Annotated in this window: 18 protein-coding genes; 5 read left to right on the forward strand and 13 right to left on the reverse strand. The window is 68.7% G+C overall.

Annotation, left to right across the window (positions count from 1 at the left end; genetic code table 11):
- Positions 1 to 74 precede the first annotated feature (74 nt).
- The 3 genes from RIT73_RS07260 to mgrA all read left to right on the forward strand — a co-directional run bounded on the left by RIT73_RS07260 (position 75) and on the right by mgrA (position 4010).
- The gene (locus tag RIT73_RS07260) at positions 75 to 2198 is read left to right on the forward strand and encodes a histidine kinase (RefSeq protein WP_309131398.1); all 2124 of its coding nucleotides are present in this window, start codon (positions 75 to 77) and stop codon (positions 2196 to 2198) included.
- Positions 2195 to 2890 (forward strand): response regulator transcription factor, encoded by a 696-nt coding sequence (locus tag RIT73_RS07265; protein WP_309131399.1) that lies wholly within the window; start codon positions 2195 to 2197, stop codon positions 2888 to 2890. Before RIT73_RS07260 ends, RIT73_RS07265 begins: the two co-directional genes overlap by 4 nt.
- 79 nt (positions 2891 to 2969) lie before the next feature.
- Complete coding sequence (gene mgrA / locus RIT73_RS07270; protein ID WP_309131400.1) at positions 2970 to 4010, forward strand: L-glyceraldehyde 3-phosphate reductase; 1041 nt, start codon at positions 2970 to 2972, stop codon at positions 4008 to 4010.
- Between the two features lie 9 nt (positions 4011 to 4019).
- Here mgrA and RIT73_RS07275 read toward each other — a convergent pair whose 3' ends face one another.
- A complete protein-coding gene (locus tag RIT73_RS07275) occupies positions 4020 to 4547 on the reverse strand; it encodes a hypothetical protein (RefSeq protein ID WP_309131401.1) in 528 nt (175 codons plus the stop codon).
- 153 nt (positions 4548 to 4700) lie between these two features.
- Here RIT73_RS07275 and RIT73_RS07280 point away from each other — a divergent pair, with 153 nt between their 5' ends.
- Complete coding sequence (locus RIT73_RS07280) at positions 4701 to 5207, forward strand: bifunctional nuclease family protein (RefSeq protein WP_309131402.1); 507 nt, start codon at positions 4701 to 4703, stop codon at positions 5205 to 5207.
- 58 nt (positions 5208 to 5265) lie between these two features.
- On the forward strand, positions 5266 to 6897 hold the full coding sequence (locus RIT73_RS07285; protein ID WP_309131403.1) for a RecQ family ATP-dependent DNA helicase: 1632 nt from the start codon (positions 5266 to 5268) through the stop codon (positions 6895 to 6897).
- 7 nt (positions 6898 to 6904) lie between these two features.
- Here the strand turns inward: RIT73_RS07285 and RIT73_RS07290 are convergent, their stop codons facing one another.
- The 12 genes from RIT73_RS07290 to RIT73_RS07345 form a co-directional block, all read right to left on the reverse strand.
- Positions 6905 to 7978, reverse strand: a complete 1074-nt coding sequence (locus tag RIT73_RS07290; RefSeq protein ID WP_309131404.1) for a phosphotransferase — start codon at positions 7976 to 7978, stop codon at positions 6905 to 6907.
- Positions 7978 to 9285, reverse strand: coding sequence for a phosphotransferase (locus RIT73_RS07295; RefSeq protein WP_309131405.1), 1308 nt, complete (start codon positions 9283 to 9285; stop codon positions 7978 to 7980). The genes RIT73_RS07290 and RIT73_RS07295 overlap by 1 nt, the downstream gene beginning before the upstream one ends.
- Positions 9282 to 11105 carry an ABC transporter ATP-binding protein gene (locus RIT73_RS07300; RefSeq protein ID WP_309131406.1) on the reverse strand — a complete coding sequence of 608 codons (1824 nt, stop codon included), beginning with the start codon at positions 11103 to 11105 and terminating at the stop codon, positions 9282 to 9284. The genes RIT73_RS07295 and RIT73_RS07300 overlap by 4 nt, the downstream gene beginning before the upstream one ends.
- A complete protein-coding gene (locus RIT73_RS07305; RefSeq protein WP_309131407.1) occupies positions 11102 to 12322 on the reverse strand; it encodes a glycosyltransferase family 4 protein in 1221 nt (406 codons plus the stop codon). Before RIT73_RS07305 ends, RIT73_RS07300 begins: the two co-directional genes overlap by 4 nt.
- Complete coding sequence (locus RIT73_RS07310) at positions 12319 to 13746, reverse strand: glycosyltransferase family 4 protein (protein ID WP_309131408.1); 1428 nt, start codon at positions 13744 to 13746, stop codon at positions 12319 to 12321. The genes RIT73_RS07305 and RIT73_RS07310 overlap by 4 nt, the downstream gene beginning before the upstream one ends.
- On the reverse strand, positions 13736 to 14971 hold the full coding sequence (locus tag RIT73_RS07315) for a glycosyltransferase (protein ID WP_309131409.1): 1236 nt from the start codon (positions 14969 to 14971) through the stop codon (positions 13736 to 13738). The genes RIT73_RS07310 and RIT73_RS07315 overlap by 11 nt, the downstream gene beginning before the upstream one ends.
- 118 nt (positions 14972 to 15089) lie before the next feature.
- Positions 15090 to 15749: a response regulator transcription factor gene (locus RIT73_RS07320; RefSeq protein ID WP_309131410.1), complete on the reverse strand. Its 660-nt coding sequence runs from the start codon at positions 15747 to 15749 to the stop codon at positions 15090 to 15092.
- Positions 15746 to 17218: a HAMP domain-containing sensor histidine kinase gene (locus RIT73_RS07325; RefSeq protein ID WP_309131411.1), complete on the reverse strand. Its 1473-nt coding sequence runs from the start codon at positions 17216 to 17218 to the stop codon at positions 15746 to 15748. The genes RIT73_RS07320 and RIT73_RS07325 overlap by 4 nt, the downstream gene beginning before the upstream one ends.
- The gene (locus RIT73_RS07330; protein ID WP_309131412.1) at positions 17151 to 17528 is read right to left on the reverse strand and encodes a hypothetical protein; all 378 of its coding nucleotides are present in this window, start codon (positions 17526 to 17528) and stop codon (positions 17151 to 17153) included. Before RIT73_RS07330 ends, RIT73_RS07325 begins: the two co-directional genes overlap by 68 nt.
- Positions 17529 to 17607: 79 nt before the next feature.
- Complete coding sequence (locus tag RIT73_RS07335; protein ID WP_309131413.1) at positions 17608 to 18456, reverse strand: shikimate dehydrogenase; 849 nt, start codon at positions 18454 to 18456, stop codon at positions 17608 to 17610.
- A gap of 2 nt (positions 18457 to 18458) precedes the next feature.
- Positions 18459 to 18959: a type II 3-dehydroquinate dehydratase gene (gene aroQ, locus RIT73_RS07340; protein ID WP_309131451.1), complete on the reverse strand. Its 501-nt coding sequence runs from the start codon at positions 18957 to 18959 to the stop codon at positions 18459 to 18461.
- A 2-nt stretch (positions 18960 to 18961) separates the two neighbouring features.
- On the reverse strand, positions 18962 to 19711 hold the full coding sequence (locus tag RIT73_RS07345; RefSeq protein ID WP_309131414.1) for an IclR family transcriptional regulator: 750 nt from the start codon (positions 19709 to 19711) through the stop codon (positions 18962 to 18964).
- Positions 19712 to 19791 lie beyond the last annotated feature (80 nt).

Here is a 19791-nt window from a genome sequence, read left to right on the forward strand (position 1 = left end):
CTGCAGCGGACTGCCCCGCGATGTCCTCACCGCGGGGTATTCCGCCGGTTCGGCCCGCGCGGTACTGTTCAGCCATGACGACGCCGCAGGTCCGCCGTGCCGGACGCCCTCGGGCGGGGATCGCCGTGCTGATCGCAGCAGCGCTGCCGGCCCTGGCGGGAGTGCTGCTGCAGATCGCCAGCCGCGCCGAGCTCACCCCCGATTCGCTGTTCCTCGCCGTCGACGCGATGGTCGGCCTCGTCTACGGGACCGTCGCCGCTGTGATCCTCTCCCGTCGCAGCCACCCCGTGGCCTGGCTCACCGCCCTCACCGCTGTGGGAGGAGGCCTTGCCACTCTGGGCGGCGGCTGGGCATCGTTCGCCATGGCCCGCGACCTCCCGGCCGACGACGCCGGCATCTTCCTCTTCGGCTCTGCCTGGGTGCCGGGCACCCTCGCGCTGTTCCTCGTCGTGCCGTGGCTCGTGCGCGAGACACCGTTGCCCCGCAGCTCCACGTGCGGCCTGGCCGTGGGAATCGCGGTCACCCTCGCACTCACCGTTCAGCGCCTCGTGTTCCCGACGAGCGACAACACGTGGGTCCTCATCGGCGTCGTAACCTGGGGGTTGGTCACCGCCGCGACTGTGCACCGGCGCCACCGCTTCGGGCCCGTGGACGAGCGCAACGGGCTCGGCCTCCTGGCCCTGGGAACCGCGGTGATGGCGGCGTCGTTCCTCCCCCTGCTGCTGGTTCCGTACACCTCGACGAGCGTCCTCTTCCTCGTCCCGATCTCCCACCTGGCCTGCCAGGCCCTGTTCCCCGGTGCACTGCTGGTCACCGTGCTGCGCAACCGGCTATGGGGCATCGATCTTGCTGTGAGCCGCGGAGTGCTCGCGGGGCTGCTCACCCTGATCATGGTCATCGTCTACGCGGCGCTCGTGTGGACGGCGTCGTCCCTGGTCGGGAACTCCACGATCGCCCAGCTCGTCGCCGCTGTCGGCGTCGTCCTCGCCGTCCAGCCGATCCGGTCCAGCCTCGACGCCCGGGTCCGCCGTCTGGTGTGGGGCGAAGCGGCCTCGGCCGGACGTGCCGCCCTGCAGATCGGCGCGAGCCTGACCACCCCCAGCCGCCCGGCCGAGCTCCTGGACAGGCTCGCTGCCGCAATCGGTGAGACGCTGCGGTTGGAGTCGGTGACCCTGACTCTGCCCGATGGCGCGACGGCCGGGCATTGGGGCACCCCGACGAGCCCGCCCCTGGAGAGGGCCATGGTGCGCAGCCCCGCCACCGGCGCCGAGGCGGTTGCTGCGTCTGCCGGCACCGAGGCGGTGACTGCGAACCAATCACCGACCGCCGAGGCGGTCGGTGCCGAGCTCGGGACCCTGACCTTCACTCCCCGCCCGGGTGAGCGGCTCGACCGGCGCACCTTCGACGCCCTCGCGAGGGTCGAACCCCTGCTCGCCGTGGGCCTGAGCCTGATCCGGGCCACCGCCGAGGTGACCGAGGCCAAGGATGCCGCGACGCAGGCCAGGGATGTCGCCGATCGGGCACGGGAGGCGACGTCCCGGGCACGCCTGGCCGAGCGGCAGCTGATCCGGCGCGAGCTCCACGACGGTATCGGGCCGTGGCTCTCCGGACTGCACCTGGGCATCCAGGGGGCACGCAATGTGCTGCGTTCGGATCCGCAGACCGCTGATGAGGTGCTTGAGGCGTTGCAGAACGAGGCGGCGCAACGGGTCCAGGACATCCGGCTGTTCTCGCGCAGCCTGCTGCCGCCGGTCCTTGAGGAACGCGGACTGGCCGCTGCCGTCGAGCAGCTCGCCTCCCGCTACGCCCAGACGGGCTTCACTCTCAAGCTCGGCGGCCTGCTCGCCCACGATCCCAACTCCCTGCGTGGACTCGATGCCCGCGTGACGGCTGCCGCGTACGCGGTCATCGCCGAGTCCTCGCTCAACAGCTCCAGATATGCAGGAGTCGACGACGCGGAGGCAAGAGTGGAGTGGACCGATGACCCGCAGCCGGTCGATGCGCCTCGGGGAATCGTCGTCGAATGCCGGGACTACGGAGTGGGACGAGCACCCGACTCCGCTGACGGAGTCGGCACCCGTTCGATGCGCGAACGCGTCGAAGAGCTCGGCGGCCGATTCAGCATCGGACCCGCAGAAGGCGGCGGAACCCTCGTGCGCACTCAGCTGCCCCTCGTTCCGCTCGAGGTGTCACCATGACCGCAGGCCAGCCGGCGCCGCGCGGGCAGGAGCCGGGAACGATCAGGGTCGTCGTCATCGATGACCATCCCGTGTTCCGGATGGGGATGACGGCTCTGCTCAATTCCCTGCCCGGGATCACCGTGACCGGCCAGGCCTCGAGCGTCGCAGACGCCCGCGAACTGTTCGCGTCGCCCGGTCCTGGGTCGGTCGACGTCGTACTCATGGATCTCGATCTCGGAGATGGCTCGGGGGTCGACCTCACCCGGGAGCTGCTCCAGCAGCACCCCGGGATCAATGTTCTCGTCGTGACTATGCACGAGGATGACGACGCCGTCGTGGCCTCCGTCCGAGCGGGTGCACGCGGCTTCCTCGTGAAATCGGCACCACCGGACTCCGTGGAGCGGGCAGTCCGGGCCGTGGCGGCGGGAGAGCTCATCCTCTCCCCAAGCGTCACCGCGCAGGCTCTGTCCTATGTCATGGGCGGACAGAGGGCTGCTCGGCTGCCGTTCCCCCAGCTGACTCCGCGGGAGCGGGAAGTCCTCGACCTGGTCGCGTACGGCCTCGACAACACTGCCATCGCCAGCCGGCTTTCGCTGAATCCGAAGACAGTGCGCAACACAGTGGCCACTGTGCTCGCGAAACTGTCAATGCGCGACAGGTCCGAGGCCATCGTCCGCGCCCGCGCCGAAGGTCTCGGCGGAGACATCTAGACTGGTCACAGCAGGGTGAGATCCTGTCGCGGGGTCTCACGACCGCTGTCACCTCGCCCATCGTCGCAAAGGAGCATCCGTGTATCAGGCAGCTGAGGATCGCTACGATTCCATTCCGTATCGTCGGGTCGGCCGCTCAGGTCTGGTGCTGCCCGCCCTCTCCTTGGGTCTGTGGCACAACTTCGGCGACGACGTTCCCTTCCAGAACCAACGTGACATCGTCCGCCGCGCCTTCGACCTCGGCATCACCCACTTCGATCTGGCCAACAACTACGGCCCGCCTCCAGGTTCGGCGGAGACGAACTTCGGGCGCTTGCTGGCTGAGGACCTGAAGTCGTATCGGGACGAATTGATCATCTCGACCAAAGCCGGCTGGGCGATGCATCCCGGGCCCTATGGCGGCCCCGGAGGCAGCCGGAAGTACCTGCTGTCCAGTCTCGACGCCTCCCTGCGCCGTTTGGGCCTCGACTACGTCGACATCTTCTACTCCCATCGCCCTGATGCCTCGACGCCGCTCGAGGAGACGGTGGCCGCGCTCGACGCCGCTGTGCGCTCCGGCCGCGCCCTCTATGCCGGAATCTCCTCCTATTCGGCCGCAGACACCGCAGCTGCGGCGGCGATCGCCCGCGATCTCGGCACCCCGCTGCTCATCCACCAGCCCTCGTACTCCATGCTCAACCGGTGGATCGAGACGGACAGTCTCCTCGACACCACCGAATCCGAGGGGCTCGGAGTCATCGCCTTCTCTGCTCTGGCCCAGGGTCTGCTCACGGACAAATACCTGGGAGGTGTACCCGAGGACTCTCGTGCGGGCAGGAAGGCCCCGTCGTTCAAAGAGGGGTTCCTGTCCCAGGACAATGTGGCTCGCATCCGTGCCCTGGGCGAGATCGCGAAGCGCCGCGGCCAGTCCTTGGCGCAGATGGCGCTGGCCTGGGCTCTGCGCGACGACCGCGTGTCCTCCCTGGTCATCGGCGCGAGCCGGGTCGAGCAGCTCGAACACAATGTCGCGGCTCTGGCGGCCGAGCCGTTCACGGACGAGGAGTTGGCCGAGATCGACGACTACGCAGTCGACTCAGGCATCGACATCTGGGCGGATGCACGCCGCAGCACCCAGGCCTGAGCCGAGCCCTCACGCGTCGGAGCTCTGCCCTTCCTCGAGTCCGGCGTTCGGAGTGCTCAGCCCGGCGATCGTGAGCAGGTGGTGGTACGTCGCCCCAGAGCGCTGACTCGGCAGCCGCGTCCACCCCTCGAGAACAGGATTGGCGGTCGGTGCGTCCGAGACGACTGCCTGCAGGTCGGGAACCGTGTCGATGTCGAGACCGACCATCAGCTGCACTGCCTGTTCGATCACCTCGGCTTTGAGGGGAGCACCGGGATGAGTGTTCGCAGGCTTGCGGTTCTCCACCACGTCGGCGGCCCAGGCACGCGCACCTCCCCCTCCGGCGATCGAGTACTGCAGTGCCCTGGCGCCGTCGGTCCGTCCGTGCCTGGCAACGTATCGCTCGACGACATTGGCCACGGCACGGGGATGCGAGCCGGTGGTGAAGACCGCCGCGATGATGCACAGCGCCAGGCTCGCGGGAAATCGCAGGTGGACGCTGACCTCCTCGCTGCCGTGCGCCGGGTCTGAGCTGACCGGGATGTCTGTGACCGTCATTGCTCTGCCTTTCGTTGGAGCCGCTGTGAAGCGGCGAGCGGCCCCGAACCCATGTCCAGGACCGAGTGAGCATTCACGCTAGACCCCGGCCCGGACACGAAACCCCGCGGTGGCGTTACGATGGCAGTATCTGCTCGAACGACGGGAGCCGTCATGGTTCAGGTACATGTCCTCGGCGTCGCGCTCGACGCCAAGCAGCAGCACATCGTGCTGTTGAAGCCGCTGGTCGAGGAGCTCGGCGAGAGCCGGGTGCTGCCGATCTGGATCGGTGAGCAGGAGGCGACATCGATCCTCGTCGCCGTTTCGGGAGCGTCGGCTCCGCGGCCGCTCTCCCACGACCTGATGAAGACCCTCCTCGACGCCCTCGACGCCGATGTCGATCGGGTCGAGGTGGAGCGCATCGACGGCGGCACCTTCTACGCCTCCATCACTCTCCGCGGTCCGTCCGGAGCGCATGTCATCGATGCCCGACCTTCGGATGCGATCGCCCTGGCGGTGCGGATGCACGCGCCTCTGTTCGTCGCCGAGGAAGTCCTGGCGGAAGCCGCGATCCCCGGTTCCTTCATCGATCAGAGCGGGGCCGACGAGGAGACCGAACACGAGCTCGACGAGTTCAAGAAGTTCATCGAAGGGGTGGACCCCGAGGACTTCAAGGGGTGAGCGCCCGGCGACGCAACCCGTCTTGCGCCCGGGCACTGGATGCGCAAAGGTCTGGGACATGACATCCACTGTTGAACGCGCACGTGAACTCGCCGCAGATGCCTTCGGTTGGGAGCAGCTGCGCCACGGTCAGGAAGACGCCATCACGGCGCTCGCCGCGGGGCGGGACACCCTGTGCGTCATGCCGACGGCGTACGGCAAGTCGGCGATCTATCAGATCGCCGGCATGCTCGTCGAGGGGGCAACCGTCGTCGTCTCTCCCCTCATCGCCCTCCAGCTCGACCAGATGGAAGGCCTGGCCGACGCCCCCGACGCACCCGAAGCCGTTGCCGTGAACTCCGCGCAGAGCGAATCGCGCAATGAGGCCGCGTGGGAGACGATCGCCGTCGGTGAGTCCGAGTTCGTCTTCCTCGCCCCTGAGCAGTTGGCGAAGCCGGAGGTCGTCGATCAGCTCGCCGCCGTCGGCGTCTCACTGTTCGTCGTGGACGAAGCGCACTGCGTGTCCGCGTGGGGGCACGACTTCCGCCCGGACTATCTGCGACTCGGCGCCGTCATCGATCGTCTCGGGCATCCAACGACCCTCGCGCTCACCGCGACCGGCGCCCCGCCGGTGCGCGACGAGATCGTCGAGCGTCTCGGATTCCGCGACCCTCTCGTGCTCACCCGCGGCTTCGACCGGGAGAACCTGTGGCTGGGAGTCACGCGGCACGAGTCCGACAGCGACAAGCGCGAGGCCGTGATCGAGCAGGTCTCCGCGCAGACCACTCCGGGTCTGGTCTATGTCGCGACCCGGCGGGCGGCCGAGGAGTACGCGGCCGCACTCACCGAGCGGGGCCTGCGGGCAGCCGCCTATCACGCAGGGCTTCCGGCCAAGGAGCGGACTCGCGTCCACGAAGCGTTCCTCGATGACGAGCTCGACGTGGTGGCCGCCACCAACGCCTTCGGAATGGGAATCGACAAGCCGAACGTGCGGTTCGTCATCCATGCCGCCGTGACGGAATCCCTCGACAGCTACTACCAGGAGATCGGCCGTGCCGGTCGAGACGGTGAACCGGCGACGATCCAGCTGCACTATCGTGCCGAGGACCTGGGCCTGCGCCGCTTCTTCGCCGCTCGGCATCCCGACTCCGAGCTCGTGCACGCGATCGTGGAGACCCTCCGAGCGGCCGATGGGCCTGTGCGCAATGCCGATCTCGCCCAGACCGTCGATGCGAACCCGCGCAAGGTCAGCGGTCTCGTCGGCCTGCTGCACGACGCGGTCGTCGTCGAACGGGTGCCGGCCGGCATCCACCTCTCCAGCCAGTTCAGGGGCTCGGCCGACGACGCCGTCGACCTGGCTGAGGCCCAAGCGGACATGCGGGAGCGGATCGACGAGTCACGGATCGAGATGATGCGCGGCTATGCCGAAACCCAGGGGTGCCGCCGGCAGTACCTGCTCGGCTACTTCGGAGAAACACTGGGGAGACCTTGCGGCAACTGCGATCGCTGCGACGCAGGAACGTCGGAGGCCGCTGACGTGATCGAGAATGACCCGTACGCAGTCCAGACACGAGTGCGGCACGTCGACTGGGGCGACGGGGTCGTCATGAGCACCGAGGACGATCGCATCACCGTGTTCTTCGACCGTGAGGGCTACAAGGTCCTCGCCCGCACCCTGATCGCCGACGAAAAGCTCCTCGAAACCGTCTGAGGTGCGTTCAGCAGGCGTCGATCAAGTCCCCGATCAGCGCCCTCCACCTGGGCCGGAACACGTAGACGCAGACCAGGCGCAGCAGCGCCGCGCGTTCGTACACGCCGACGCGGGCAACATCCGCCCCCGTCGCCGAGGTGGCCGTCGCGATCGCGTGCACCACTGCGTCGGCGTGGGGCTGCGACCAGATCCCCTGGCGGTGCCTCCACCAGGCATGGGCCCGCAGATTGCCCAGATCGAGTTCCCGTTCCCCGACGCAGGCGGTGTCGACGTCGAGCAGGCCGGGGCCGTGCTCCGAGTCCCACATCAGCTGCTTGTCGTGGAGGTCGCGGTGCAGCGGACCCCAGAGCCCCGCCGAGGTGCTCAGTTCGGCCTCGACGGCAGCGATCCCGCGCTCGAGGGATTCGAAGCGAGGCCCGTCGAGCAGAGGTTCGAGGAACGATTGCGCCCTGTCCCTCCACTCGCGCAGCACCCGGATCTCATCCTTCGCGGAGTGAACGGGCGTCAGGTGCCTCGGACGCGTCGGGTCCATGCTGCCGACGTCCTCCCCGGTCTCCTGCTGCGTCCCAGTCGCCCGGTCACTGCCCACCCTGGCCCAGGCGTCGAGCACCTCCGCCCACGCGCGCGTCCATTCCTCATCGCTGAAGGGCGACGGATCGTGAAGGCCCACTCCGGCGAGGGGACTGAGCACGACGGTCGAGTCATCGACGCGGATCACCTCGGGCATCCTGAACCCTGCTGCGAACGGGGCCGCGCTGAGGGTGCCGTCCACGACTGCTCGGGCTGCGCCGGTGCGCACGCATTTGGCGAATGTCCCGTCGCTGAGACGGACGACGGCGCGTTTGCCCGGTCGATGGGAGATCAGCCGATTCCCCGGGCCGGACAGGCAGTGCGCCAACCCCGGCAGTCTCGGATCCTCACCTGCGGGAAGCACTGTCACCCGGCCGTCTTCGAGGAATCCGGACCGGAGACGCCCCTCATGCTCGGCCTCCACCGCGGTCCGACCGCGGCTCGCCGGCCACGCTCGGCGGATGGCCCAGCGGCGCCCACCCACCTCGATGGTGCCGGGGATCTCCGTCATCACCGCAGCGCCTGCTTCGCTGCGGCCACGGTGCGGACAGTCTGGTCCCGCCAGTCCGTTCGGCACTGCCGGAAGGGTTCGATCGCCGTGGTCAGCAGGGCACGCGCGCACCAGGCTTCGACGTCGTCGATGCGACCACCTCGGCGAGCATAGCCGTCGAGGAATGCGTCTTCCATGTCGGTGAGGTCGTTCATGCGGCATCTCGCCACCCAGCTCCCCACATCCACTCCGGCGGGTCCGGCGCCGACGCGGTCGAGGTCGATGATCCGGAAGTCGTCCCCGTCGATGAGCACCTGATCAGGGCTGAGATCACCATGGAGCGGACGGTCTTCTCCCTCCTCGACGGCCTGGGCCAACCGTGTGCCCAATTCGTCGGCGAGCGTTCGGAGGTCGGCGTCGAGCTCCGGGACGAGTTCGGCAAGGGTACGGGCCACGTCGACCAGATCGAGCGGGGAGCACGAGCTGCCGGGGGTGTCGGGGTGGGAACTGTCCTGCTGGAGCGAGGAGGCCGGTGGGGGTCCAATATCCGGGCCGGCCCCCGGGACCTGCCCGGCCAGGAGACCCGGCGGCGGTGGTACGTCCGGCCGGGACACCGCGTCGTCGGCGGACAGCTCGTCCGGCTGGACCACCGTGCCCAGTGCGGTCGGCGGCTCCTGCCGGTGCAGTTCGGCGATGCTCTCACCGACGGCCGTTGCGATCCCGGCGTCGGGACAGCGTTCCAGATCGCCGGTCCCCCACCACGGGGAGTGGACCGAAGTGCGGCGCCGGCCGAGGAATTCAACCGGGAGGGTGGGGATGCCCCAGCGCTGCCATTGCCGGGACGTGCGGACCAGGTGGTCGCAGTCGGTGGAACTGATGCGCACGAACCGGTTCCCGCTGCGCAGGAGCAGGCGGCGTCCCGGGTTGTAGCCGAGCACCTCGGCCTCGGAGGAGAACCCGGAACCGGGGCGGCCGATCACCTTGTTCAGCTTCGGATCGCCCGGCAGCTCGCCGCTGACCAGCACGGAGCGTGCCTCCCCCGCCGCGTGGAGGCGGATGGGGGTGCCCCGTCGCTCGGCACGGCGACGGATGTTGTCGAGTTTGTTCGGGTCGGTGACGATGGCGGTCCAGCCCCAGTCCGCCGAGGTGAAGGTGCACGAAGACGAGGCCCCGCTCCGCGGGTCCCGGCGCCAGGCCAGGAGCGCGCCATGCCCGGGTTTGACCCGGATCCGGGTCGGTGCGACCGCGAAGCCGAGTCGCTGGGACAGGCGTTCGGCGTCGACGATCTCGTCGATGAAGGGGATGCGGGCGAATTCGGCGAGGCTCATGCAGGATCCTTGACCATGTCGCTGTCCTGGGTCCACAGCCACCGGGCGAATCGTGAACCCGGGTCGGCTGCCAGTGAGTTCGGGGGTCCGTCTTCCACGATCGTACCGTCTTCGAGCCACAGAATCCGGTCGAGACCCCGGATCATCGACACGTCGTGGGTGATGACCAGGCTGGTGCGCCCCTCGGTCAGCGACTGCACGGATTCGGTGACGAGCTCCCGGGTCTGCGGATCCAGTCCGGAGGTCGCCTCGTCGAAGACGACGATCGGAGCCGCGCGAACAAGGGCACGCGCGATCGCCAGCCGCTGTCGCTGCCCGCCCGAGAGCGTGTCTCCGCGGTTGCCGAGCACTGTGTCATAGCCGTCTGGCAGACTGCGGATGAACTCGTCGACCTGCGCGGCACGGGCGGCAGCCTCCACCTCGGCGTCGGTGGCGTCCAGGCGTCCGTAGCGGATGTTCTCCCGCACAGTGGCGGCGAAGAGGACGGACTCCTGGAGGAGGACGGAGACGTTCTGGCGCAGAGAGGAGCGGGTGACGTTGCGGGTGTCGTAGCCGTCGATGTAGATCGACCCGGTCTCGGGTTGGGACAGCCGCAGCAGATAGCTGACCAGAGTTGACTTCCCGGCCCCCGAGGACCCCAGCAGGCCGACTTTCTGACCTGCGGGGATGAGGAGGCTGAGATCGTCGAACAAGGGCCGGCCATGCCCGTCGCGGGAGGTGATGCGATCGAAGGCGATGTCGCCGCCGGGGCGACCCATGGTCACGGCGCCGGGGGCGTCGGCGATCTCCACCGGTTCGTCGAGGAGGTCGGCGATCCGCTCCCCCGAGGCTGCGGCGCGGGCGATCCTGCCCGTGTACTTGGCCATGTCCCGCAGGGGCTTCATCGCGATCTTCAGGTACATGAGGAACAGCACGAGATCGCCGGGGGTCATCGCCTGCCGCAGCACCTGGTAGCTGCCGAAGGCGAGCACCAGGGCCTGGGAGATGCCGACCAGGACGTCGGTGGAGCGCTCGAGGCCGGCCGCGAGCCTGCGGGCGCGGACCCCTGCCTGCAGGGCGCGTTCATTGCCGTCGGCGAACTCGCGGGCAACCGTCTTCTCCAACCCGTAGGCCTGGACGACTCGGATCGCTGAGAGGGCCTCGGCGGCGGATCCGACGAGCTTCCCCTCGCCCTTGCGAGTCGAGCGTGAGGCGGTGGTGATCTTCGGCGTCGAGACCTTCGACAGCAGACCGTAGATCGCCGCGGTGACGAGCACGATCGCGCTCAGAACCGGGTCGAGGACGATCATCACGCCGAGCAGAACCACGAGGGTGATGACGTTGCCGACCAGCGGCAGGCCGGCGGTGACCGCGACCTCCTGGAGGCGGCCGATGTCGCCGACCAGCCGCTGAGAAGTGTCCCCGATCGATGCCTTCGAATGATATTTCAGCGACAGTGACTGCACGTGGTCGAAGACTCGCGACCGCAGCTGGGTCGCGACCCGGGCGCCGACGAGGGCGAAGCAGATCGTCGAGGCGTAGTTGGTGACGGCTCGACCGGCGACGATGACCGCCAGTGCGATGGCGGCCGCGGCGAGGGTGAGACCGACGTTTCCGCCGAGGCTGAACGTCGTTGCGATCTCAGCGCCCAGAGCCGCGGTCACGGCGTCGACGGCGATCTTGATCGGCCAGGGCTCGAGGACCCGGAAGACCACGTCTGCGAACAGCGCCAGGAGACCGCCGACGATGAGCAGCCGGTGCCGGCCGATGTGGGGGCGCAGGATCTGCAGGGTGCGCCCCAGGGCACCTGCGGACACCGTGTCGCGTGATCGTCTGCTCATGTCGCTGCCACCGCCCCGTCCGGAACCTCAGTGTGCGTGCGGGTGAAGGGGGCGAGGATGTCCTCGCATCGGCTCAGCCAGGTGTGACGGATGACCGCTGCGGCCCGCGCCGCCGTCCCCATCCGTCTGCACGCGGCAGGGTCGTCGATGAGCGTCTGCAGGGCGGCGGCGAGAGCGCTCACGTCGCCCGGCGGCACGAGCTCGGCTGCTCCGGTTCCCTCCAGCAGCTCGGGGATCGCCCCGATCCGGGAGGCGACGATCGGCAGGCCTGCCGCCATGTACTCGTAGACCTTGAGCGGGGAGAAGTAGTTGTCACCCGGAGGGTAGGGTGCCACCGCGATGTCGAAGCGGCGCAGATGCTCGGGCATCACGTCTGGCGCCACGGCTCCGTGGAAGGTCACGGACTGCTCGAGGCCGAGGGAGGCGACCTGGGCACGAAGTGCTTCCGCTTCGGGGCCGTGCCCGCAGATGTCGAGGTGGACGCCGCCCTGCAGGTGCGCGCAGGCGGCGATGAGATTCTCGGTCCCGTGCCACGGTTTGAGGGTGCCCACGAAACCGATCCGCACCGGTTCCGCCGGCGTCACCTCGGCGGGGGTGGCGCAGTTCGCGCGCACCTCGGCGACGTCCTCCTCTTCCAGGGCGCCAGGGGTGATCCGGTCGGTGTTGACCCCGTTGGGGATGACCGTGACTCCGGCGATGCCGGGATAGTCCCGGTCCACCCAGGCGGCCACCGCGGGGCTGACGCAGTTGATGCGATCGGCAGCCGCGAAGCTCGAGGCGGTGGCGCGTTCGGCGTGCTCGGTGTGGACGAGCCCGCGGTGGTTCCGCTGCTCCTCGAGCAGAGGTGCGTTGACCTCGAGGATGAGCGGTGCGCCGAGGTGAGCGCTCAGTCCGCCGCCGGCCGTGGAGAACAGCGAGTACCGTTCGTAGACGAGGTCGAACGGTCCGTCGCGGAGAGCGGCGTCGACGAGGTCTGCGGACAGACGCAGCAGCTCCATCTCCCGCTCGCCGGCGTCGAGGCCCTTCGGCACCGGCAGGACGGTCACGGGGAGATCGGCGAGGTCGACGGGCACTTGGGAGTCGCGTCGGGTGCAGAAGACTCTGACCTCATGGCCGAGTGCGCGCATGGCTCGCACGATCTCCTGGACGTGGACGCTCGCGCCCTTGGTCCCGAACACTCCGATGCCCGGGTCGAGCAGCATGTAGGCGATTCTCATCGGACCTCCTCCAGTTCCCGCTCGAGCCCCGGTGCGAGGTCGATCGGTGCGGTCATCGGTGCGGTCATCGGCGCGGGATCCGTCGCCGAACTGAGCCTGCGCAGCGCCTGCGCCTGCCGCCTCGAGTCGTAGGATTCGACGATCCGCGCCCGCGCGGCATCGGTCATCCGCCTCCAGGTGCCCGGCGTCTCCTGCTCGAGGCGCAGCGCCTCGGCGACGGCTGCGGCGATCGAGTCCGGGTCGTGTCCCTCCACGAGCCATCCGGTGGCCCCGGTCTCGACCACCTCGGGGACAGCGGTCACATCGCCGGCGATGCACGGAATGCCGCTGGCCATCGCTTCGAGCAGCACGGTCGGCAGGCCGTCGGCATTGCCGTCGGCGCCGATGACGAAGGGGGCGACGAGGAGGTCATGGGTGTGGAACATGTCCCGGATCTCGGCCTGGGTGAGGGGACCATGCATCGTCACCCGGTCATCGAGCCCGCGATCGACGACGGCTGCCTGCAGCTCCGGTCGCAGCGGCCCGTCGCCGACGAGGTCGAGATGGACGGCAATCCCGTCCTCTCGCAGACGATCGACGGCCGCGATCAGGTGCCCGAACCCCTTCTTCTCGACCAGCCGCCCGATCGCGAGCAGCCGGAGGAGCCCAGGGGTGCGGCAGCCCGCATGCGGGCGGTAGGCGAAGCGCTCCAGTTCGAGTCCGTTGCGGACCAAGGCGATCTTCGCTCCCGCGTCCTCTCCCAGCGCAGCGCGCAGGTAGTTCCGGTTGTACTCGCTGATCGCCACCATGTTGTGGGAGTCGAGAGTCTTGAGCCTGAGGTCGGTGAGGTCGACGCTCTCGTGGAAGATGTCCTTCGCATGGGTCGTGAACGAGTACGGGATCCCGGTCAGCAGGGATGCCGACCTGGCGACGGTCGTCGCCACGGAGGCGAAGTGTGCGTGCAGGTGGGTGACTCCGTGCTCGAGGGCCAGCCGGGCCACGCTCAGGGCTTGGACGGCGTCGTCGTGGCCGAGCTGCGTGAGCGCCGGGAGCGCAGCGGCCAGCCGCTGCGCCGGGCCCGCATCCGCGGGTCCCGCATGGGACCGCGTCGTGGACTGCTCGTCACCGGCGACGGCCTGCGCCGCAGCCTGGAAGGACTGCCAGAAGCTGCGGGCGCTCGCGGGCCGCTCGACGTGGATGACCTGTGCCTTCACCCGCGCCAGTTCGGGGTGGAACCGCGAGTCCGTGGTGGGACGCAGGGAGAAGATGACGAACTCCTCTCCGGCGGCTTCGCGGGCGAGGATCTCGGAGACGATGAAGGTCTCCGAGAAACGCGGGTACATCTTCAGCACATAGGCCTGCAGGCCTCGAGTCGCCGGACGTGCCGAGAAGGGCGCCGGTGAGTGCGTCGGCTGCGAGGACGAGGGTGCGGAATCAGCCGACAAAGCGGACCTCCTGGGTGGAGCGGACATGGTCAGTGATGGAATCGGGGACGTCACCCAAGAGCCCGGCCGCCAACAGGGGAACCCGCCGCAGGCCATCGCGGTCGATGCCGCTGCGGTCGATGTGGCAGTCGGATCGAGAGGCGAACCATTCGCCGAGGCCGTGCGGAGTGAGGTCGGCGAGAGCGCACATGTCGACGGCCTGGGCCCGGCTCAGCGCGGCTGCCCGGCGCGGCTGTTCCGCCCGGCGCCCGACCCGCGGGACGACGAGGGCGGGGGTGGTCGTGGCCATCACCTCGGCGAGGGTGTTGTACCCGGCCATGCAGACCACGGCGCGGGCGGACTGGATCAGCCCGGGCACGTCGTTGCTGTGCCGGATCACGCGGGTACCCCGCCGTGCCGAGCGCTTGAGCGATTCGAACTCCTCCCAGTCCATCTGCGGTCCGGTGACGACGAGGTGGGTGTGACCTGCGGGCGGTCGCGCCTGCGCGGCGATCCGGGCCAGCGCTCCCCCGTCCGAACCGCCGCCGAGGACGGTGAGGACGAAGGGGCCCTCGGTGATCGGGGCGAACAGAGGGTCGGGGCGGGAGAGCGAGAGGTAGCCGGTGGTGACGGCGATTCGCGCGAGCTCTGCGGGAACCTCCCCGGTCAGGCGCGCGTCGTAGACGCTCGAATCCCCGAAGATCCAGACTTGGTCGAAAGCGTCGGCGACAGCGGCAGCACCGCCGATGCGGGCCCATTCCCCGTCGACCACGTCCGGGTCGTCGAGGACCTCACGCAGTCCGAGCACGGTCGCGCAGCCGTGGGTCCTGGCTGCGGCGAGGGCATCCTTGAGCTCCCCGTCGATGCCGAAGGGGTGGCGATCGGCGATGAAGAGATCAGGCTGCTGGGCGATGAGGATCGCCTCGATCGCGGCCGACCGCAGCGTGCGCAGGCCCGCCATCGAAGAGCCGAAGGACCGCGGAGCATACCCGTCGGCAGCAGGCGTGACTCCGGGCAGGATCACCCAGTCCCAGCCGGGCGGGAGACTGAAGCGCGTGGCCTCGGGGTTGCCGGCGATGAGCAGCCCGCTCACGGTCTTACCGGTGAGATGCGGAAGATCCCTGGCCAGAGCGAAGGCGAGCGCACGGTTGCGACGGACATGCCCCAAGCCCACCGAGTCGTGGGAGAACAATGCAATCGTCGTCGACGTGAGGTGATCGCCTCCACCAGCCCTGTAGTCTGCCATGCTTCCAGCCTCCGGGCACCGGATAAGGCTGAGATGAGAACTCGATGAGAACATTCTCATCTTCCGTTCGCCGCGGCCGGTACCTGCCGTGCTGCTCCGCAGGAGTTCCGGCCGCGAGTCAGTCGACGCGGTAGCCGAACCCCCGCACGGTGGTCACGAAATCGCTGCCCAGCTTCTTGCGCAGGTAGCCGATGTAGACATCGACGACGTTGGACCCGGGGTCGAAGTCGTAGCCCCAGACGTGGGAGAGCAGCTGCTCCCGGGACAGCACCTGGCCTCGATTGTGAAGCAGGATCTCGGCCAGGGACAGCTCCCGCGCGGACAGGTCGACCTCCCTGCCGGCCACTCTCACCCGCCGGCGGAGGAGGTCGATGTGCACGTCACCGCGGACGAGCTCCGTCGCCGGCGCCTCGGGCTGGGTCTCCTTGAGCCGGAGCTTGATCCGCGCCAGGAGCTCGCCGAAGCGGAAGGGCTTGACCATGTAGTCGACGGCCCCGCTCTCCAGCGCGTAGATCGTGTCATCGGTGTTGTCGCGGGCCGTGAGCACGAGCACCGGCACCTCGGGCCGCTGCTCCCGCAGCTCGGAGAGCACGCTGAATCCGTCCATGATGGGCAGGCCGATGTCGAGGACGACGAGGTCGAAGTCACCGGTCAGGGCCAGATCACGTCCGCTGCGCCCATCGCTGGCGATGTTCGAGGTGAAACCGGCCGCTTTGAGGCCCTTCGCGATGAATGAGGAGATGCGGCCCTCGTCCTCGACGATGAGAATTCTCTTCACTCTGCTCCTTTCGGCAGGATCATCCGGAACCGGGCCCCCACCTCGGTGTCGTCGAGGACCACGCTACCGCCGTGCGCCTCGGCGATGGCTCTGATGATCGACAAGCCCAGTCCGAAGCCGTTGCCCTTGTCGGTGCCACGGCGGAAGCGTTCGAAGATCCCGTCGGCGATCTCCGGGGCCACACCCGCCCCCTCGTCGCGGACCCATAGGTGCACGTTCTCGCCGTCGAGGCGGGCGCCGAAGGCGATCGTGTCTCCCTCCTCGGTGTGGTCGACGGAGTTCGCGGCCAGCTGCAGCAGTGCCTGGGTCAGGCGTTGCCGGTCGGCGTGGAACGTCACGCCGTCCACCTCGTCGAAGTTCCAGTTCCGGACGCCGAGCCCCCGGGCCTTGGCCAGCACGTCCTGGAGCAGGGGTGCGACGTCGACGGCCTCGGACCGGACGAAGTCGGGACGGCGGGAGCGCGCCAGGAGCAGCAGTTCGTCGACGAGGCGCGACATCCGGTCCGTCTCGTCGAGCAGCAGCGCCTGTGTCTCCTCGACGTCGTCCGGGTCGGTGACGTCCATGATCTCGAGGTGGCCGCGCAGCACGGTCAGTGGGGTGCGCAGCTCGTGCCCGGCGTCGTCGAGGAAGGTGCGCTGGGCGACGAAGGCCGCCTCGAGCCGGTCGAGCATCTCGTTGAAGGTCCGTCCGAGCTCGGCGATGTCGTCGTTGCCCTCCACGCTCAGGCGTTTGCCGAGATCGCCGCCGGAGATCGACTGCGCCGTCCGACGCAGCTCCGTCACCGGGTGCAGCAGGCGACGGGCGAGGATCGAGGAGATCCCGGAGATGAGGATGGCCGCGGCCAGGGCGACGACGATGTAGATCTGCATCACCTGGGTGAGGTCGGCGCGGCTCGCGGTGTCGTTGTGCATGACGACGAAGGAGGCGGGCTTCGCCGCAGAGGGCTGCGTTCCGCCCGCGGCCACCGGCAGCACATAGCCTTCGTACTCGGTCTTCCCGATGCTCAGCTCGATGCGTCCCCCCGCTCCCGCGACGCCGGCGACCGCTTTCTCGAACTCCTTGGATTTGCGCAGCAGCGGCTGCGAATCCCCCTGGTAGAGGACGCGACCGTCGGTGAGGAAGGCGAAGAACGCCTCGTCCGCGTTGGGCTGGTTCTGGGCGAGGAACTGGCTGAGCAGATGGTCGACCGAGGTGAAGGGCTGGCCGGTCTCCGGGTCGACGCCGGTCTGGGCGAAGGACCGCATCTCGGCGATCTCCTGCGACATCGTCGAGATGTTGCGGCTTTCGACGTTGTTCGACTCGACGGTGTAGAGGACGAAGCCGACGATCGTCAGCGTGAGGACCGACAGGATGGCGACAGCGATGGTGAGCCGGTTCTGAACGGTCAGCCTGATGCGCCGTTCAGTCGTCATCATCGTCTCCGGCGTCCTCGACTTCTTCGCCGTCACCCACGTCGTCGTCATCGTCATCGCCGTCCGGAATCTCCCGCGGCGGGTTGGGCGCCGGTTCGTAGGACCGTTCGATCCTCCTCGGGGGCGTGCCCTCGGCGTCAGCGGAGCCCTGGGAATCACTGCCAGCCGAGGAGTCGGCGCCTGTGGGCTCGCCTCCGGGCCCCGGAGACTGCGGAGGGGTGGTTGAAGGGTGCGGAGGGGCGGACGAGGAGTGCGGGGTGACCTCGACCGGCGTGAGATCGGGAGGCTCGGGCTGGGCGGTGCTTCTGACGATGACGAAGGTCAGGGCTGCGAGCACGACGACTAAGCCGGTCACGATCCAGCCCATCGCCTGCGATTGTCCCCCCACTCCTCTCACACTGCCCAACCCGCTCTCCTTTGTCGAGCGAAAACGAATGAGAGTCTTCTTAGGCGCCGAAGGAGAGGAAGGTCTCGCGCATCCGCTCGGGCGAGGCGCTGACCCCGCTGAACAGCTCGAAGGCGTCGACCGCTTGGTTGACCGCCATCCCTGAGCCGTCGAGGGTCCGGCAGCCCTTGTCCCGGGCCTCCCGGAGCAGCTGGGTCTCGAGCGGGAAGTAGACGACGTCCGCCACCCACTTCCGCGGGTCGAGGAGGCCGGTGTCGCAGGGGGTCCCGGGGAAGGCCGCCATTCCGACCGGGGTCGCATTGACGATTCCGTCCGCCGAGGTGACCGCCTCCTCGAGCTCGTCCATCGAGATTGCACGGACGCCGGCCCCGATGTCGGAGGCGAGGCCCTCGGCCCGCTCGGCGCTGACATCGGCGATGACGAGTTCGCCGACTCCCAGCCCCGCCAGCGCGAAGGCGACGGCCCGTCCGGCCCCTCCGGCTCCGATCTGCACGACCCGCGCGGTGGCGGCCCCGGCGAGTCCCTCGGAGAACCCGCGGGCGAACCCGGTGACGTCGGTGTTGAAGCCGGTCGTCGTTCCGTCGTCGCCGATGACCACGGTGTTGACGGAGCCGATGCGCTGCGCGCCCGGGTCCACCGCGTCGAGGAGATCGAGCACCCGCTGCTTGAACGGGTGGGTGACGTTGAGTCCGTTGAAGCCCATTCTCACCGCGGCCGTGACCAGCTCGCCGAGGTCGACGCCCCGACGCGTGGGGGCGGTGACGTCGAGGATCCGGTAGGTGGTCCTGATTCCGTGGAACTCGCCTTCGGCTTCATGCATCCGCGGAGTGCGGGATGCGGAGATCCCCTCGCCGATCAGGCCCAGCAGCATTGACTCTCGGGTGGTCATCGTCACTCCCCCGTCCTCGCGGATTCGGATGGTGCGGTGATTGCGGTCGGCTGCGTCTCAGCTCTCGGCTCGTCCAGCGCCTCGGCGAGGATCCTGATCGCATGGGCGTACCCGGCTGCGCCCGCTCCCGCGACGATCACGTCGGCGACGAGCGAGACGTACGAGTGGTGGCGGAACGTTTCGCGCGCGTGGGGGTTGCTCAGATGCACCTCGACGATGCGGTGGTGATAGGACTTCAGCGCATCGTGGATGGCGAGCGACGTGTGCGTGTAGGCGGCGGCGTTGACCACGGCACCGACCGTCGTGTCCCTGGCGGCGTGGATCGCGTCGACCAACTCGCCCTCATGGTTGGACTGGAGGCAGCGGACCTCAAGCCCCACTTCGGCGGCCGTCGCGGCGCAGAGGTCGTCGATGTCGGCCAGGGAGGTGCGGCCGTAGATCTCGGGTTCGCGGGTGCCGAGCAGGTTGAGGTTGGGTCCGTTGAGGACGAGGATCTGGTTCATCATCACCTGGGCAATCTGGCCGCGACCTGCGTCGCGGTCTCCGTGAGTTGGGGGACGAGTTCGATGAGCTCGTCGAGGGAGCGGCGGAACACCGGGGCCGCCAGCGCCAGCGCCGCCAGAAGGCGTCCGTCGAGGTCGAGCACGGGCACAGCCAGAGCGTTCATGCCGATGTCGTTCTCCTCCGATTGTCCGGCCCAGCCGAGCTCCCTGATCCGAGCGACCTTTTCGCGCAGCCGCGCGGGATCGGTGATGGAGTTCGGCGTCCGAGGTGTCAGATCGAGTGCGTCGATGACCGCGTCGTGCTCGGGGTCGAACGCGAGGAGGACCTGCCCCAGTGCCGAGGTGTGCAGCGGCGCCTGGTCTCCCGGATCGGTGGTCGTCCGGTACTGCGGACCATCGACGGTCAGCACGGTCAGCGACGCGTTCCCCTGGCGGACGGAGAGAATGCTCGACTCCCCCGTCGTCCGGGTCAGGGTCCGCAGCAGTTCCTTCGCCGCCCCAGTGAAGCCGCGGCGATGGGCGACCTTCTGGCTCAGCCGGAAGACTTCGAGACCCAGTGTGTAGAGCTTGCTCACCGGGTCGAAGTCGGCGTATCCGGATTCGACGAGTCCGCCCAGCAGCCGGTAGCCGGTGCTGAACGGATGACCGGTGGCCTCTGCGGCGGCGGCGGCACTGATGCCCTCGGGGTGCTCACCGAGGAGTTCGAGCATCTGGAATGCCTTGGCCACCGTGTTCGATCCCTTCGCCGGCATCGGCATCTCCTTCCTCGGCTGTCGCCTGTTCGCCGGCCGGTTCGGTACCGGCGACGTTGACAGGTTATGTCATCTGCCTC

It is taken from the genome of Brevibacterium sp. (genome assembly GCF_031179145.1).
GTDB lineage: Bacteria > Actinomycetota > Actinomycetes > Actinomycetales > Brevibacteriaceae > Brevibacterium.

Excerpts from the sequence above, each read along its gene's own strand:
- RIT73_RS07260 (WP_309131398.1), top strand. The coding sequence starts at position 75 with ATGACGACGCCGCAGGTCCGCCGTGCCGGACGCCCTCGGGCGGGGATC.
- RIT73_RS07265 (WP_309131399.1), top strand. The coding sequence starts at position 2,195 with ATGACCGCAGGCCAGCCGGCGCCGCGCGGGCAGGAGCCGGGAACGATC.
- RIT73_RS07275 (WP_309131401.1), bottom strand. The coding sequence starts at position 4,547 with ATGACGGTCACAGACATCCCGGTCAGCTCAGACCCGGCGCACGGCAGC.
- RIT73_RS07280 (WP_309131402.1), top strand. The coding sequence starts at position 4,701 with ATGGTTCAGGTACATGTCCTCGGCGTCGCGCTCGACGCCAAGCAGCAG.
- RIT73_RS07285 (WP_309131403.1), top strand. The coding sequence starts at position 5,266 with ATGACATCCACTGTTGAACGCGCACGTGAACTCGCCGCAGATGCCTTC.
- RIT73_RS07290 (WP_309131404.1), bottom strand. The coding sequence starts at position 7,978 with ATGACGGAGATCCCCGGCACCATCGAGGTGGGTGGGCGCCGCTGGGCC.
- RIT73_RS07295 (WP_309131405.1), bottom strand. The coding sequence starts at position 9,285 with ATGAGCCTCGCCGAATTCGCCCGCATCCCCTTCATCGACGAGATCGTC.
- RIT73_RS07300 (WP_309131406.1), bottom strand. The coding sequence starts at position 11,105 with ATGAGCAGACGATCACGCGACACGGTGTCCGCAGGTGCCCTGGGGCGC.
- RIT73_RS07305 (WP_309131407.1), bottom strand. The coding sequence starts at position 12,322 with ATGAGAATCGCCTACATGCTGCTCGACCCGGGCATCGGAGTGTTCGGG.
- RIT73_RS07315 (WP_309131409.1), bottom strand. The coding sequence starts at position 14,971 with ATGGCAGACTACAGGGCTGGTGGAGGCGATCACCTCACGTCGACGACG.
- RIT73_RS07325 (WP_309131411.1), bottom strand. The coding sequence starts at position 17,218 with ATGACGATGACGACGACGTGGGTGACGGCGAAGAAGTCGAGGACGCCG.
- RIT73_RS07330 (WP_309131412.1), bottom strand. The coding sequence starts at position 17,528 with ATGGGCTGGATCGTGACCGGCTTAGTCGTCGTGCTCGCAGCCCTGACC.
- RIT73_RS07335 (WP_309131413.1), bottom strand. The coding sequence starts at position 18,456 with ATGACCACCCGAGAGTCAATGCTGCTGGGCCTGATCGGCGAGGGGATC.
- aroQ (WP_309131451.1), bottom strand. The coding sequence starts at position 18,959 with ATGAACCAGATCCTCGTCCTCAACGGACCCAACCTCAACCTGCTCGGC.
- RIT73_RS07345 (WP_309131414.1), bottom strand. The coding sequence starts at position 19,711 with ATGCCGGCGAAGGGATCGAACACGGTGGCCAAGGCATTCCAGATGCTC.